The organism is Parasphingorhabdus halotolerans, from assembly GCF_012516475.1.
Taxonomy (GTDB): Bacteria; Pseudomonadota; Alphaproteobacteria; order Sphingomonadales; family Sphingomonadaceae; genus Parasphingorhabdus; species Parasphingorhabdus halotolerans.
The window spans coordinates 1,150,644-1,163,790 of sequence record NZ_CP051217.1 but is presented as its reverse complement, the minus strand read 5'-3'; the positions used below and the strand labels follow the sequence as shown (position 1 = coordinate 1,163,790).

The following is a 13,147-nucleotide window of genomic DNA, read 5'->3' as shown; positions in this document are numbered from 1 at the left end:
GCTATGACCACCCTTGATATTGCCATTGAACTAGCCAGCAAGGGTGATGTCTCCGCATCGCCGCCACCCTTTGTCGTCGCCTTGGGCGGTACACTCTCGCCCAACAGCACGACGGAAAAGGCGTTGAAGACATCGCTCGAGGGTGCAGCGGCCGGCGGTGCGGAAACATTGCTTGTTTCCGGACCGGAGCTGGAACTGCCGATCTATGCATGGGAGCGCAAGGAGCGGACGCCCGCTGCGCTGCATCTGGTGGAATCGCTGCGCCGCGCGGACGGGGTCATCATCGGATCACCCGGCTATCATGGCAGCATCTCCGGCCTGATCAAAAATGCGCTCGATTATGCCGAGGATATGTCCAAGGATGAATGGCCCTATCTTCATGGTCGCCCGGTTGGCGCGATAACCACTGGTGCTGGCTGGCAGGGTGCAGTGACAACGCTGACTGCGTTAAGAGGTATTGTTCATGCGCTGCGCGGATGGAACACACCGCTCGGTGTTGCGATCAATACCGCGCAACCTGTTTTCGATGCGGACGGCAACTGTCTGGACGAAAAAATTGACACAATGTTGCGGGACATGGGCCGGGAGGTCGCGGAATCTGCGCGTGTCCGCGCTTTGATGCGTGGCAGCAAAAGCGACCAAGCCGCGGCGAAGGACGAAGGTTGATGCCTGAAATCTCGTTGCATAAGCCTTATCCGGCAGATTCGGTCAGTGACTGGGATTTTGAAACCGATATTGCGATTATCGGATTCGGCGCAGCAGGCGCTTGTGCAGCGATTGAGGCGGCAGAAGCGGGTGCAAAAGTCATATTATTCGAACGCAATTCTGGTAGTGGCGGTGCATCGGGCCTCTCGGGCGGGGAGATATATCTGGGCGGGTCTGGGGGGACCGACGCCCAGAAAGCCGCAGGATTCGAGGATAGTACCGAGAACTTGGCCGCCTATCTGAAAATGGCGGGCGGGCCTTGCGCGGATGATGCGAAATGCGATCTCTACGCGGACGAATCGCTCAATCACTATGATTGGCTTAAGGCGCAAGGCGTGCCCTATCGCGGCAATTATCTACCCGGCAAGCATATCGAGCCGATGGATGACAGCACCTTGATCTGGTCGGGGAGCGAAGCGGCTGCGCCTTTCTGCGACAAAGCCAAACCAGCGCCGCGCGGTCATGTGATCCAGCATATGGGTTGGGCGGGGGTCGGCCTTTGATGGACATTTTGGAAAAGCGTGTTCGTGATTTGGGCGTTGAAGTGGTCGCTGATGCGCGGGCTCTGGCGCTGGTGCAGGATGGTGATCGCATTGTTGGTTCAATTGTCCGGATCGAAAATCAGCCGCATTTTGTGAAAGCTAAAAAAGGCGTGGTACTGGCAACCGGCGGCTTTGTGATGAACGAAGATATGCGTCGGAAATATTGCCCCGAGAGTTTCAAGGTCAGCGATCCGATTGGTGACCAGGATGACGGGACCGGGATAAATCTGGGTGTCGGCGCGGGTGGGAACGCGATCCATATGGATCAGTTTTTCACAACCTGTCCGTGGACCATTCCCGAGCCGCAAGCTTACGGCGTTTTTGTCAATATTCAGGGGCAGCGCTTTATCAACGAAGACTGCTATCATGGCCGTGTGTCGCGCTGCGCGGTCGATCAGCCGGGTGGGAAGGTCTATCTGCTACTCGACAGCGCGCATTTTTCTAAGCCACTCGAACTGGCGCGGACACCTATCGCAGGAACGGGCGACACATGGGAAGAAGTTGAGGCGGAACTCGAGATGCCTGAAGGCACGCTGAGCAACACGATGGCGTTCTATAACAAGCATGCGAAAGAGGGCCGTGACCCTTTATTTGATAAGCGCGCACCGATCCTCAAACCACTCGATCAGGCCCCCTTTGTCGCGCTGGAACTGAATTTCGAGACCAGCTATTTCAGCTTTTTCACGCTTGGTGGCCTCAAAACATCAACCGATGGTGAAGTGCTGGATCGTGAGGGAAATCCCATCGCCGGGCTATTTGCAGCGGGGCGTTGTACCAGCGGATTGCCTGCCTGGGGCATGGCTACTCATCGGGCATGAGCCTTGCCGATTGCACCTTTTTCGGGCGGCAAGCCGGGCGCAAGGCGGCGAGTTGAACGCGCAGGAGGCCATTGATCGTCTTGCACTCACCGATCTGGTGATGCGCTACTGCCGCGGTATTGACCGGCGCGATTTTGATCTGGTTCGCTCGTTATATTGGGACGATGCTGTAGATGATCATGGCGAGATGTTCTGCGGTTCGCCCGATGAATATGTTGCTTGGCTGCCTACAGTATTGGAGCCGCTCGACTGCACCGTTCATGCGATCAGCAACTCGTTTTTCGTGATTGATGGCGATATCGCAGAGGGTGAGCATTATAGCGTAAACTTCCACAGGACGCGGGCAGAGCCGCGTCAGGAAATTATCATTCATGGCCGCTATCTCGACCGCTACGAACGGCGTGATGGTGTGTGGAAATTCGCGCGACGGAAAATTGTGTTTGATCATGGTTATGTTCATCCGGTGAAGGAAGAGGGCCTCGCTCAGGCGGGTGCTGATGCACCGCATGGCAGCGATGATCGCAATGATCCTTCCTGGTCTTTCCCGCTTTTGGCCGGAGCAGCGAAATGAGTGGCCGAACGCTCTCGGTCGATACACTGCTGAAGCAAGCGCGCGAAGCGACAGGGCTGGACGATTTTGGTGATGACTGGTTCTTGGAGCCATTGACCCGGCTGGTTGACGAAACCAATAAGGATGCAGGCCTGATCGCGCCCGATGCTGGGGCCGGGCAACGCATACAAGGCGCTTTGATGGATCGCCTTGGGCTGGTGCAATATTTCAAGGATCATCCTGAAGTCGCGGACGAGAAAATCGAAGCGGCTTGCGCAATCATCGGCTTGCCGCGTACGGGTTCAACCGTCATGCACCGCCTGCTCGCGAGCGCGCCGGATCTGACGTCTTTACGGTGGTGGGAGACCTGTTTTCCTTTGCCATTCCCGGATGAAAAGGCCGGTAATCCCGCCCCGCGCATCGCAATGGCGCATCAGATTGTCGAGCAACTGCTCACCGAATGGCCGGATTTTGAAAGCATTGATCCGATTGAAGCTGAAGCAGTGGCTGAGGAAGTCATCCTGCTCGATCGCACGTTTCTTTCGACCACGTTTGATTCCATGATGCCGATCCCCGATTACGGTTTCTGGCAAGCGGAGCAGGACCATGAACCCGCCTATCGCGATCTGGTTAAATATATGCAGATCATCCAGCATCAGCGTGGTGTGGCGCGGCACAAGTGGGTGCTCAAAACGCCGCATCATCTGCTCGGCGGGATGGATGGGTTGCTAGCGGTATTCCCTGATGTAAGACTGGTCATGACGCACCGCGATGTCGGGCAGGTTCTGCCTAGTTATTGCAGCATGTGTGCTTCGCTTAGCGTCAATGCATCAACCACTTATGATCCGTTGAAACAAGGCCAATACTGGACCGATCGTTTTCGCGATGGTTTGCAGCGTTTCGAGAAATTGCGCGCGACTTTAACCGCTGATCGCATCATCGATGTGCGCTATGAAGACACGGTTGCCAATCCGATTGGCACGGCTGGGCAGGTAATGGAGCGGCTGGGTTTTGGATTTGCCGGCGTGGAATTAAAAGCGATGGAAGACTGCATGGCCGCCAACGTGCGCGAGAAACGGCCCAAGCACAAATATACCGCTGAACAATTCGGTTTGAAAGCAGATAAAATCGCAGAAGATTTTGCCTTTTATCACGATAAATACCTCGAAGGAGCCAAAGTATGATTTTGAAAGACAAGGTGGTGATCATCACAGGTGCGGGCCGGGGATGGGGCAGGCAATGTGTTACGGAGCGGCGAAAGAAGGCGCAAAAGTAGCGGTCTCGGCGCGCTCCGAAGATTTTATCAACGCAATTTGCGGAAAGATAAACGACGCTGGTGGAGAAGCGATTGCAGTGCCAACCGATGTGTCCAATACCGATCAATGCAACGCGTTGGCACAGGCGGCGCTCGACAAATGGGGGCGCATAGACGGGTTGGTTCACTCGGCTTATTTTCATCCTGACTGGGCCAATCTGGAAGCCGCATCGGTGGATCAACTGGCGCAGGCGTTTGATGTTATTGCGCTAGGCGGGCTGCGGATGGCGCAAGCGGTTATTCCCACCATGAAGGATCAAGGCACTGGCTCTATCGTCAATATATCCACGCTCGCCTCGCGCAAACCCATGCCGGGCGAGGGCGGCTATGCGATGTGCAAGGCTGCGCTTAATCAGCTAAGCCGACAGCTTGCTATCGAACTTGGCGGAACAGGAATCCGCGCCAATACGGCTCTGATGGGTTGGATGGACGGCGTGCCGCTCGACGGATTTTTTGCGGGCATGGGCGAAGAGGGCGCGGCTTTTAAAAAACAACGCGCCAGCGAAATTCCGGTTGGCCATATCCCGCCCGATGCCGATTGCGCAAAGGCTGTTTATTTCTTGCTCTCCGATTATGCCAGCGAAGTCACCGGCGCTGCGCTCGATGTAAACGGCGGGGACTGGGTTGCACCATGAGCGATGCGTCACGGCAAAATAATGTGACCACCGGTAAGGCATGGGCGGATTTTTGCGATCAGCTAAAGTCCGCCGGGGATATCATACTCGCCGACAACGCGCCCGAAGACCCGCTGACGCGCGCAGAGGGTTTTCGCTATCTGTCGCGCCTCACAAAACTGGCGCTGGAACAATATGTCGAGGCGACCGACACTGACTTTCCGTTCTTCTACAAACTTAGCCACGAGACTGCGAAAATCGGGGCGGATAATCCCGACAGCGCCTATCTCAACGCGCAGATTGATGGGTCCAAAAATTACCGGATCACCGGCAAACGCGGATCGATGAAATATTTCTCCATTGTCGCCAATGCGATGCGTTACGATAGCGATGGCACGGCGCAGGCAACCGGTTCGCTTATGGATGAGGATATTGACTGGGGGCCAAATGGCGAGCTTGAGATTATCGCGAGCTGTGAAGAGCAGGAAGGCAACTGGCTGCGGCTGGAGCCGGATGCCAATATTATCATCGTCCGGCAAAATGCTCTTGATCGCACCAATGAGAAGGCCGGCGAGTTCCATATTGAACGTATCGACGGTCCCGAAAGCCCGGTGCCTCTCGCTCCCGAAACTCTGGAACGCGGACTGGCCACGACAGCGCAATTTGTAAAAGGCGTTGCGAACACCTTTGCCGACTGGACCCGGATGTTTGCCGAATATCCGAACGAGTTTCATCCCTTCGACCAGCAAATCTATCAAAAGGCGGGCGGCGCAAAGGACTTGTTTTATCTGCACAGCTATTGGAAACTCAAACCGGACGAGGCCTGGTTGATCGAAGTGACACCGCCCGAATGCGACTACTGGAATTTTCAGCTCAATAACTGGTGGATGGAGAGCCTGGACTATCGGTTCGCGCAGGTGACGGTGAACAAGCACTCGGCGAAACTGGACCCAGACGGTGGCTTGCGGATTGTTGTTTCCGCGAGCGACCCCCGAACGGGAAACTGGATCGACACATGCGGTCACCGCGAAGGAACTGCTTTGCTTCGCTGGCAGGATGCCGACGAAAACCCGATCCCCGAAGCGCGCGTTGTAAAACTGGAGGAAATAGAATGACCGACCCTTGGAATATGCCGTGGATGGAAACGGCCAAGACGCCGGAAGAAGATCCGGTCAACGGCTTCAACAAGGACTGGATGGTTGTGTGTGAAAAGGTGGAAATCGACGCTCCGGCCCAGCTAATATGGGACATCCTGGTTGACCTGAAAAACTATAATCGATGGAACCCCTTTTGCGTGATGGCGGAATCGACGTTGGAAATGGATGCGCCGGTTTACATGCAACTGGTGAGCCAGACGATGCCCGGCGAGTTGCAACCAAATCTCGAATATGTCTGCGAGAAGCAGGAACCGAACCTGTTGTCCTGGGGCGCGAAATGGGTTGACGAATTTCCCTATCCCGCACGCCGGGACCAGATTATCGAGGAAACCGGCCCCGAAAGCTGCACCTATGTTTCATCCGATGCGTTTCTCGGTATACATGGTTGGCACGTCATGACATTTTGTGGTCCCTGGGTGCGACGCTGCTTCACCAATACCGCCATTGCTTTGAAAGCCTATGCCGAAGCAATGCACCGAGGTGAACTTGGCTGATTGGGAAGATCGTATCAAGCGGCTGGAGGATGCAGAAGCTATCCGCAACCTGATTGCCAGCTATGGTCCTGCTGCGGATCGCGGCGATGCCAAAACAGTATCCGAAATCTGGTGGAAAGATGGCGCATATGATGTCGGTGGCTTTGGTGTGTCAAAGGGTCGGGTGGAGATTGCCGCGTTGATCACCGGCGATACCCACCGGCAACTGATGGCAAAGGGATGCGCGCATATTTTGTCGCCACATGAGATTGATTTGGAAGGCGACCGGGCCACGGCAACCGGTTACAGCACGGTCTTTCGCAAAAGCGATAGTGAATATGAAGCGTGGCGCGTTTCGTTCAACGAGTGGATTTTTGAAAAACGCGAGGATGAATGGCGCGCGGTATTGCGGGTAAACCGGCCGGTTGACGGAAAAGGTGGATTAAATGAGCATTGAACAACGCTTGCAACAACTGGAAGATGACCGCGCCATCCGCGATCTTAAAATGCGCTACCTCCGCGCTTCCGATGCCAAAGCCCCCGAGGCGATGCGCGACTGCTTTTTGCCTGAGGCGAAAATATTGTTCGATGGTTTTCCGCCCTTTGATACGCGCGATCCGTTTATTGAAATTTACAAGCAGATGGGCTGTGGCGCGCATATTTTTGATATTCATCAGGGCGGCACTGGGGTTATCGAATTTGAAAACGAGGCCCGTGCAACTGGTTGGTGGCCGCTCTATTTCCACAATATCAATCTCGAACAGCGCACGCTCACGCAAATGGGTGTAGAATATCAGGATGTCTACGAGAAGCGCGACGGCCGCTGGCGGATCGCGGAGAGCCGCTCATACCGCAAAAGCTGTTTGATTCACTCGGTCGATGGTGACGGGCAAGCAACGGTACAAGTTATGGGCGAGGCACCGGAATCATTTGGTTGAAAGTGCAACGACCTTCCGTGATGATACCGGTTGAAGCCGCAAAGCAAACACCAGAATTGCCGCCAAAATATCCAGTCCGATAAATGTCCAGAAAGCAAAATCGTAACTTCCGGTCTGGTCAAAACTGCGGCCCGCGAGCGTCACCGAAATCAGCGCACAGGGCATGGCGACAATGTTCATCAGGCCATAGGCGATGCCGAAGGATGCGCTGCCGAAACAGTCGGCGGTCAAAGAGGTCCAGACCGGATAGACCCCGCCAATGGCCAGCCCGATAACAGAAGCTGCAACCAATAGTTGCGTATAGCCGGGTTGCAGAATTAGCACCGCCAAAAATGCCAGATTGCAGGCGACAACGAACAAGAACAGATAGCGTTTGTCGACGCGGTCGCACAGCCAGCCCAGCACGAGCTTTCCCAAAATCGCTGATCCTGTCATAGCCGACACGAGGAATGAGGCCTCCGCCATCGTGAAACCGCGATCAATTCCGTAAGGAACCAGCGATGTCAAAATGGCCTGGTCGCTGCCGAGCAGCAGCCCTACACCCACCGCTACCAACCAGAAATTTCGCATCCCCAAAATCTGCTTGCCAGTAAGCGGGGTCTCGTCTGCAAGAGATGCGCTGGTCGGATGTTCAGTTTCGCCATCGGGTCGTATGCCAAAATCCGATGGACGGTCACGCAAAAACAGGGCAGCAACGGCAACCGCAGCGACGCCAATGATCACACCCATAATTGCAAGCGCCTGACGCCATCCAATTTCTCCAACCACCAGCGCAAATAGCGGTGTGATGGCAAACCCGCCAGCCGAACTCGCGATGGCGACAATGCCCAGGGCCTGCCCGCGTTTCATAGTGAACCAGCGCGTGACAACCGTGTTCGCTGTAAACGCGCCAGCAGCTACCACGCCAAACGCCACAGGTGCGAGCATCAGCAAGCCAATGACCGGAGCGGAATAGGTCATGGAAATCGCGATCATGCCGGCCGCAAACGAGATGGACCCGACCGTGGATATTAGCCGAACGTCAAATTTTTCCAGTAGCTTACCGACAATAGGAGCCCAGACTGCAAAGCCAATCAGAAATGCGAGGTAGCCCAGATTGACTTGCTCGCGGCCCAATCCAAATTCTGCCTCAACCGGATTTACGAACAACCCAAATGAATAGATTGTCGCGCCAATCAAAAGCATGGAATTGAGAAAACCGCCAACGACAACATACCATCCGCGGAAAATTCCCGAACTATGTCCGGTATTGGTTGCGCTGCTATTGGTCACAGCTTGGCTGAGTCCAAATCACCAGCGTGGCGAGCCGGCACGTCAGAACTCAACTCCAACAGTCAGACCGTAAGTGCGTGGGTCAGGAAAATATCCCAGAAGCAATCCGCCAAACGCTGGTCCAAAGTCGATAAAATTGCTAGGCGCATCCTCGTTGGTCAGGTTACGAACCCACGCACTGACTTTCCCTTTTGCGCCGCCCAGATCAAAATCGGAGAGGATGGCCGACATATTGACCATTACACGGCCCGGTGATTCCGTCGTGTCTGCCAATTGCCCACCTGCACCGACCACGCGACCGAATGAATAAGGGAACGTGTGATATTTGGAAACCATGTTGATGTCGCCGATAAGGTTAAACTTGCCCCAGTCGCCTTCCACGACCGTCCAATCCACACCAAGCGCCGCAGTAAATTCCGGCGTATGAGGGAAGGCGCGATCATCGCTAACGTCTTCCAGCAGGCCAGTTGCCGGGTTGAGTTCGATGAAGCTGTCGTAACTGGAATTCAGATAGGCAAACGAACCGTTGATCGTCAGCCAATCGGCGGGACGGACAACCGTTTCAATTTCGATGCCCCAGATTGTCGCCTGCGCCGCGTTTAGCACGGTAGATGAGGCAGCACCGGAAGCGTCAAAAACCGATAACTGGATGTCTTCATGCTTGTCATAGAAGCCGGCAATATTGAGGGTCATCATGCTATCGGCGATAATGCTTTTCAGGCCCAACTCATAGCTGTCGACCTTTTCCGGGCGATAGGGAGTGCAAAGTTCGGGCGTACCTGTCGGACAGCCCGCGGTCGGTGGACCAAACTGGTTGGTTTCGCCGTTGAAGCCGCCAGACTTAAACCCTTTGGCAAAGCGCGCGTACGCGTTCAGATCGGGATTGATCTGATAACTAAGCGTTGCCGCCGGACTGAAGTTGTTGAATTTGGCATCGGGTAGGTCGCCCGTCTGGATGTTTGCCACGGTCAGAGGCAGGGCGACCGCCGGAATCGTTGGATCGCGAATGACTTGAAGAAACCGACTGATATCTTTGGTTTCTTCGGTATAACGCCCGCCGAGTGTCAGTTTTAGCGCGTCGGTAATCTTGATGTCGGCCTGCGCATAAACCGCCCAAGCCTCGGTATTGGAGGAATAGCGCGAGTCAAACTGGTTGCCGAAAGGGCCGAACAGTCCGAAGAATGTCTGCGGATTTACTGTGCCCGCGCTTTCGTCATAATAGAAGCCGCCAACCACATAATTCAAACGATCATCAAGCGCGGTTCCGGTCAGCTGCAATTCCTGACTGAAACTGTCCATGTCTGTGAAGCGCTGCGTGAAGGCGATATCGAACGGTGAACCGTCCAGATCGGTGCTGTCGGTCCAGCGCAGGTCGCGATAGGCGGTGATGGATTTGAGCTGTGCATTACCCAAATCAAGCGTGGCGGTGAGGCTATGCCCATAGGTGCGCGAGGTTTCGAACAGCGGACTGCCATCGACAGTCATCTCGCCCAGCCGTTGCTGGTTAGCAAAGAGTCCGAGCGGTACGCCAACAAAACTGGGGCTCGCCGGATCAAATATATCAGCCGGACCGCCGGTGGTGTTTACCGAGAGTAGCTGACTGGCATTCGGGCGCTGGTTATATTTGGTATAGTCATAGGCATAGTCGAGCGTCAGATTATCGCTGAGATCAAGCCGGGCCTGCACCATGACACTCTTGCCATCGAGATCATTGGTATCGTTGACAAGTGGGTTTGCGAGAATGCCAAATGCATCTGGCACGACATCGACAAAACCGTCACGCTTTTCGATCTGGCCGGAAACTTTGATTTTTAGCGGTCCAAGCGCGGGCAGATCAACGGTGCTCTTGCCTCGCCAATAATCGTAATTGCCATAACTCGCCTCTGCCGATACTCGCAGTTCACCGCTAGGCTTGCGAGTAACCAGATTGACGGCCCCGGCAAGGCTATTGCGACCGTAAAGCGTGCCCTGCGGTCCCCGCAATATCTCGACACGCTCCAGATCAGCAACATCGAAAATTGAACCCTGCGCCTTGGCGATGTAGACGCCGTCGAGATACAGGCCGACTGCCGGTTCCCATGTCACAGCCGGGTTGATTGTCACTGAGCCCCGAATAGCGATCTGGGAAATGGTCTTGTTTGAAGGAGCGCGTTCGAACTTCACATTGGGAGCCAACGCCCCAAGATTGTCGATTGATGTAATATCGCGGGAATCAAGATAGTCCCGGCCAATTGCGGAAATCGCAATCGGCACTTCCTGGATATTTTCTTCGCGCTTTTGCGCGGTAACGATGATAATATTGCTGTCGGCTCTTTCATCGTCCTGTTCGCCGGATTGCGCGTTGGCAGGAGCGGGCAAAAAAAGTGCGACGAGGGTAAGCAGGGAAAGAGAATATTTTGATTCGATAGACATAACAACCTCCATCAATTCGTAGATGCGCGAGTTTGCAAAGGTAAAGTCAATCTATCTCACAGAAAATTACGCAAAACAACGATCAAATGGGTATTGCTAGCAATAAGCGTAGCTCAACAATAAAATGATTACGCAAAACCTATACCGTTTCCAGAAATGCCTTGACCCGGTCCCGTGCATTTTGCGGATGCTGGCGTAAAATAGCGAAAAGTCCAGCACGTGATAATTATCCTCGCCCGGCAGCATTGGCATATCATCGAACAGGTCGGACTGAAATTCGCTGGAATCGGGGTCATCGGTTGGAGCGTTCCATCCGGCTTTGGACAGAAAAGTTGTCGGGTGAATGAAAAAAACTGCGACGTCTGAAGGTTCTCCCTGGCCCGTTAGTTCTTCGGGAACAATAACGGCTTCGTCTTTTGTCTGCGGTAAAGCAGCCCAGCTTTCGTCGTTAGCATAATCTAGCGCCAGAGGCGCTTTCGCATCGTCATAGGCGAATGTGGGTTTCGCTTGCCATTCCATTGCGGCGAACATCAATTTTTCGCGGAACAAATAAGATGTACCCAGTACCAGCACCAAAATCACGCCAATTCCGATGATCCATTTTTTCAATTTCTATTCCAGTTAAATTAGCTGCTGAACGGAGGCTAGGTGCGCACTGAAATATTTGCGATACTATGTCCTTGCGCTTTGGCTATTTGCCAAGATCATATCCGAGGCCTTCTCCGCGATCATCACGGTCGTTGCGTGGGTGTTTCCCGAGATCAGTCTCGGCATAACCGAAGCATCAATAACGCGCAGGCCTTCAACGCCCTTCACGCGCAACTGTGGATCGACCACCGCATTCTCATCCGCGCCCATCCGGCAGGTGCCGACGGGATGGTAGCCGGTCATGCCGTATTGCTGTGCGAAGGCGAGCAATTCCTCATCGCTTTGTGCACTGGCTCCGGGATCGGTTTCCTCGACGATCAGGTTTTTGAGGATGTCGGTAGCGGCAACCATGCGTGCAATTTTCATTGCCTTGACCGTGACTTGCTGATCCTCCCGCGCTTGCAGATAATTGTGGACAATTGCCGGTGGCACATGGGGATCGGGTGAACCGGCCATTGCGCTTCCACGCGATTCCGGACGAAGGAAATAGGGTGCAAGGGACAGGCCGGGATGCGGTTGCAATTGCGATTTTTCCCCCGCCGACGCCTTTTCGAGATCGCCACTTACCGGGAGGCAGTGGAACTGAATATCGGGGCGATCAAGTGCCGGATCGCTTTTGACAAATGCTCCGACTTCTGCAGCTGGCCCCGCCATCGGTCCGCGCCCGGTCAACAGATAACGCAAGACGTGCCAGACAACCTTTGGCGCTTTGAGTTCATTATTGTGACTATAGGCGCCCCGGTTGATTTTCCACGCCATCGGTGGGATCAAGTGGTCTTGGAGATTCGCCCCCACTTGCGCGCGATCAGCGATTATCTCGACCCCCAGTGACTGGAGGTGCCGCGCTGGCCCGATTCCGGAAAGCTGCAACAATTGTGGACTTTGATAAGCGCCGGCGGATAATATCACTTCGTGTCTTGCCGATATCTGCTGCTTCCCCCTTTTGTCGCGAAATCGCAGGCCGTTCGCACGCTTGCCTTCAAAAGTAATTTGTTCGGCATGGGCCTCGGTGAAGACGGTCAGGTTCGTGCGATCCATCACCGGATGCAGATAGGCTTTGGCCGCCGACCATCTTTTTCCGTCCTTGATATTGGCATGGAAATAGCCAACGCCATCTTGTTCGGTCCCGTTGAAATCCGGATTGGTTTGAACGCCTATCTCGTTAAATGCGGCGATAATGGCATCGCTGGTGGTGTCTCTTTCGGGCGTCTGTTCGACCCAGAGTGGACCGTCTCCATATAGACCGCTGCGCTCAACTGCGTGGGTAGAGGAGCGCGCAAAATAAGGCAAAACATCGTCCCAACCCCAACCGGTCGCGCCGAGTTGGCTCCATATATCATAATCCGCACGCTGCCCGCGGATATAGATCATGCCGTTGATATTGGATGAGCCGCCCAAACCTTTGCCGCGCGGGAGCAGCATCTGCCGATTCTCGATAAACGGCTCCGGCTGGCTAAAATAATGCCAGCTTTCACCGGGCTCGGCGGTCGTCTTGCCATATCCGCGCGGCATGTGGATCATGAAATTTGTGTCGCGCTTGCCCGCCTCGATCAGCGCGACCGAGGTTTCAGGATTGGCGGACAGGCGATTGGCCAGAACGCAGCCTGCTGATCCAGCGCCAATGATGACATAATCAAATTCCAACAACTATCTCCTCGCAGGCATTTGAGCAGAAAATTACGCAATCGCAAAGAAAAACTTGA

At 54.5% G+C, this 13,147-nt stretch carries 14 protein-coding genes; 10 read left to right on the top strand and 4 right to left on the bottom strand.

The genetic code is table 11. From position 1 onward, the window contains the following. Positions 1-3: 3 nt before the first annotated feature. The 10 genes from HF685_RS05505 to HF685_RS05465 are packed head-to-tail and all read left to right on the top strand — an operon-like array spanning position 4 to position 7,112. Positions 4-666: an NADPH-dependent FMN reductase gene (locus tag HF685_RS05505; protein ID WP_168818644.1), complete on the top strand. Its 663-nt coding sequence runs from the start codon at positions 4-6 to the stop codon at positions 664-666. Then, entirely contained in the window at positions 666-1,208 is a 543-nt protein-coding gene (locus tag HF685_RS16550; RefSeq protein WP_281352820.1) for an FAD-dependent oxidoreductase, read from the top strand. The genes HF685_RS05505 and HF685_RS16550 overlap by 1 nt, the downstream gene beginning before the upstream one ends. Continuing rightward, entirely contained in the window at positions 1,208-2,065 is an 858-nt protein-coding gene (locus HF685_RS16545; protein WP_281352819.1) for an FAD-binding protein, read from the top strand. Before HF685_RS16550 ends, HF685_RS16545 begins: the two co-directional genes overlap by 1 nt. Before the next feature lie 10 nt (positions 2,066-2,075). Then, a complete protein-coding gene (locus HF685_RS05495; RefSeq protein WP_211051375.1) occupies positions 2,076-2,636 on the top strand; it encodes a nuclear transport factor 2 family protein in 561 nt (186 codons plus the stop codon). Next, positions 2,633-3,799, top strand: a complete 1,167-nt coding sequence (locus HF685_RS05490; protein ID WP_168818642.1) for a sulfotransferase family protein — start codon at positions 2,633-2,635, stop codon at positions 3,797-3,799. Before HF685_RS05495 ends, HF685_RS05490 begins: the two co-directional genes overlap by 4 nt. Before the next feature lie 43 nt (positions 3,800-3,842). Then, positions 3,843-4,565 carry an SDR family oxidoreductase gene (locus HF685_RS05485; RefSeq protein ID WP_246218769.1) on the top strand — a complete coding sequence of 241 codons (723 nt, stop codon included), beginning with the start codon at positions 3,843-3,845 and terminating at the stop codon, positions 4,563-4,565. Then, on the top strand, positions 4,562-5,659 hold the full coding sequence (locus HF685_RS05480; protein WP_168818641.1) for a DUF1214 domain-containing protein: 1,098 nt from the start codon (positions 4,562-4,564) through the stop codon (positions 5,657-5,659). Before HF685_RS05485 ends, HF685_RS05480 begins: the two co-directional genes overlap by 4 nt. Continuing rightward, entirely contained in the window at positions 5,656-6,195 is a 540-nt protein-coding gene (locus tag HF685_RS05475; protein WP_246218768.1) for an SRPBCC domain-containing protein, read from the top strand. Before HF685_RS05480 ends, HF685_RS05475 begins: the two co-directional genes overlap by 4 nt. Continuing rightward, positions 6,188-6,631: a nuclear transport factor 2 family protein gene (locus HF685_RS05470; RefSeq protein WP_246218767.1), complete on the top strand. Its 444-nt coding sequence runs from the start codon at positions 6,188-6,190 to the stop codon at positions 6,629-6,631. Before HF685_RS05475 ends, HF685_RS05470 begins: the two co-directional genes overlap by 8 nt. Beyond that, positions 6,621-7,112, top strand: coding sequence for a nuclear transport factor 2 family protein (locus HF685_RS05465; RefSeq protein ID WP_168818639.1), 492 nt, complete (start codon positions 6,621-6,623; stop codon positions 7,110-7,112). Before HF685_RS05470 ends, HF685_RS05465 begins: the two co-directional genes overlap by 11 nt. Here HF685_RS05465 and HF685_RS05460 read toward each other — a convergent pair. From HF685_RS05460 to HF685_RS05445, 4 genes are all read right to left on the bottom strand, one after another. After that, positions 7,101-8,384, bottom strand: coding sequence for an MFS transporter (locus tag HF685_RS05460; RefSeq protein WP_168818638.1), 1,284 nt, complete (start codon positions 8,382-8,384; stop codon positions 7,101-7,103). The two genes, HF685_RS05465 and HF685_RS05460, sit on opposite strands and share 12 nt — an antisense overlap. Before the next feature lie 42 nt (positions 8,385-8,426). Next, the gene (locus tag HF685_RS05455; RefSeq protein WP_168818637.1) at positions 8,427-10,796 is read right to left on the bottom strand and encodes a TonB-dependent receptor; all 2,370 of its coding nucleotides are present in this window, start codon (positions 10,794-10,796) and stop codon (positions 8,427-8,429) included. 96 nt (positions 10,797-10,892) lie between these two features. After that, positions 10,893-11,405 (bottom strand): DUF3089 domain-containing protein, encoded by a 513-nt coding sequence (locus HF685_RS05450; RefSeq protein ID WP_168818636.1) that lies wholly within the window; start codon positions 11,403-11,405, stop codon positions 10,893-10,895. A gap of 63 nt (positions 11,406-11,468) precedes the next feature. Continuing rightward, entirely contained in the window at positions 11,469-13,088 is a 1,620-nt protein-coding gene (locus HF685_RS05445; protein ID WP_211051373.1) for a GMC family oxidoreductase, read from the bottom strand. Positions 13,089-13,147 lie beyond the last annotated feature (59 nt).

Excerpts from the sequence above, each read along its gene's own strand:
- HF685_RS05505 (WP_168818644.1), top strand. The coding sequence starts at position 4 with ATGACCACCCTTGATATTGCCATTGAACTAGCCAGCAAGGGTGATGTC.
- HF685_RS16550 (WP_281352820.1), top strand. The coding sequence starts at position 666 with ATGCCTGAAATCTCGTTGCATAAGCCTTATCCGGCAGATTCGGTCAGT.
- HF685_RS16545 (WP_281352819.1), top strand. The coding sequence starts at position 1,208 with ATGGACATTTTGGAAAAGCGTGTTCGTGATTTGGGCGTTGAAGTGGTC.
- HF685_RS05490 (WP_168818642.1), top strand. The coding sequence starts at position 2,633 with ATGAGTGGCCGAACGCTCTCGGTCGATACACTGCTGAAGCAAGCGCGC.
- HF685_RS05485 (WP_246218769.1), top strand. The coding sequence starts at position 3,843 with ATGGGGCAGGCAATGTGTTACGGAGCGGCGAAAGAAGGCGCAAAAGTA.
- HF685_RS05480 (WP_168818641.1), top strand. The coding sequence starts at position 4,562 with ATGAGCGATGCGTCACGGCAAAATAATGTGACCACCGGTAAGGCATGG.
- HF685_RS05475 (WP_246218768.1), top strand. The coding sequence starts at position 5,656 with ATGACCGACCCTTGGAATATGCCGTGGATGGAAACGGCCAAGACGCCG.
- HF685_RS05465 (WP_168818639.1), top strand. The coding sequence starts at position 6,621 with ATGAGCATTGAACAACGCTTGCAACAACTGGAAGATGACCGCGCCATC.
- HF685_RS05455 (WP_168818637.1), bottom strand. The coding sequence starts at position 10,796 with ATGTCTATCGAATCAAAATATTCTCTTTCCCTGCTTACCCTCGTCGCA.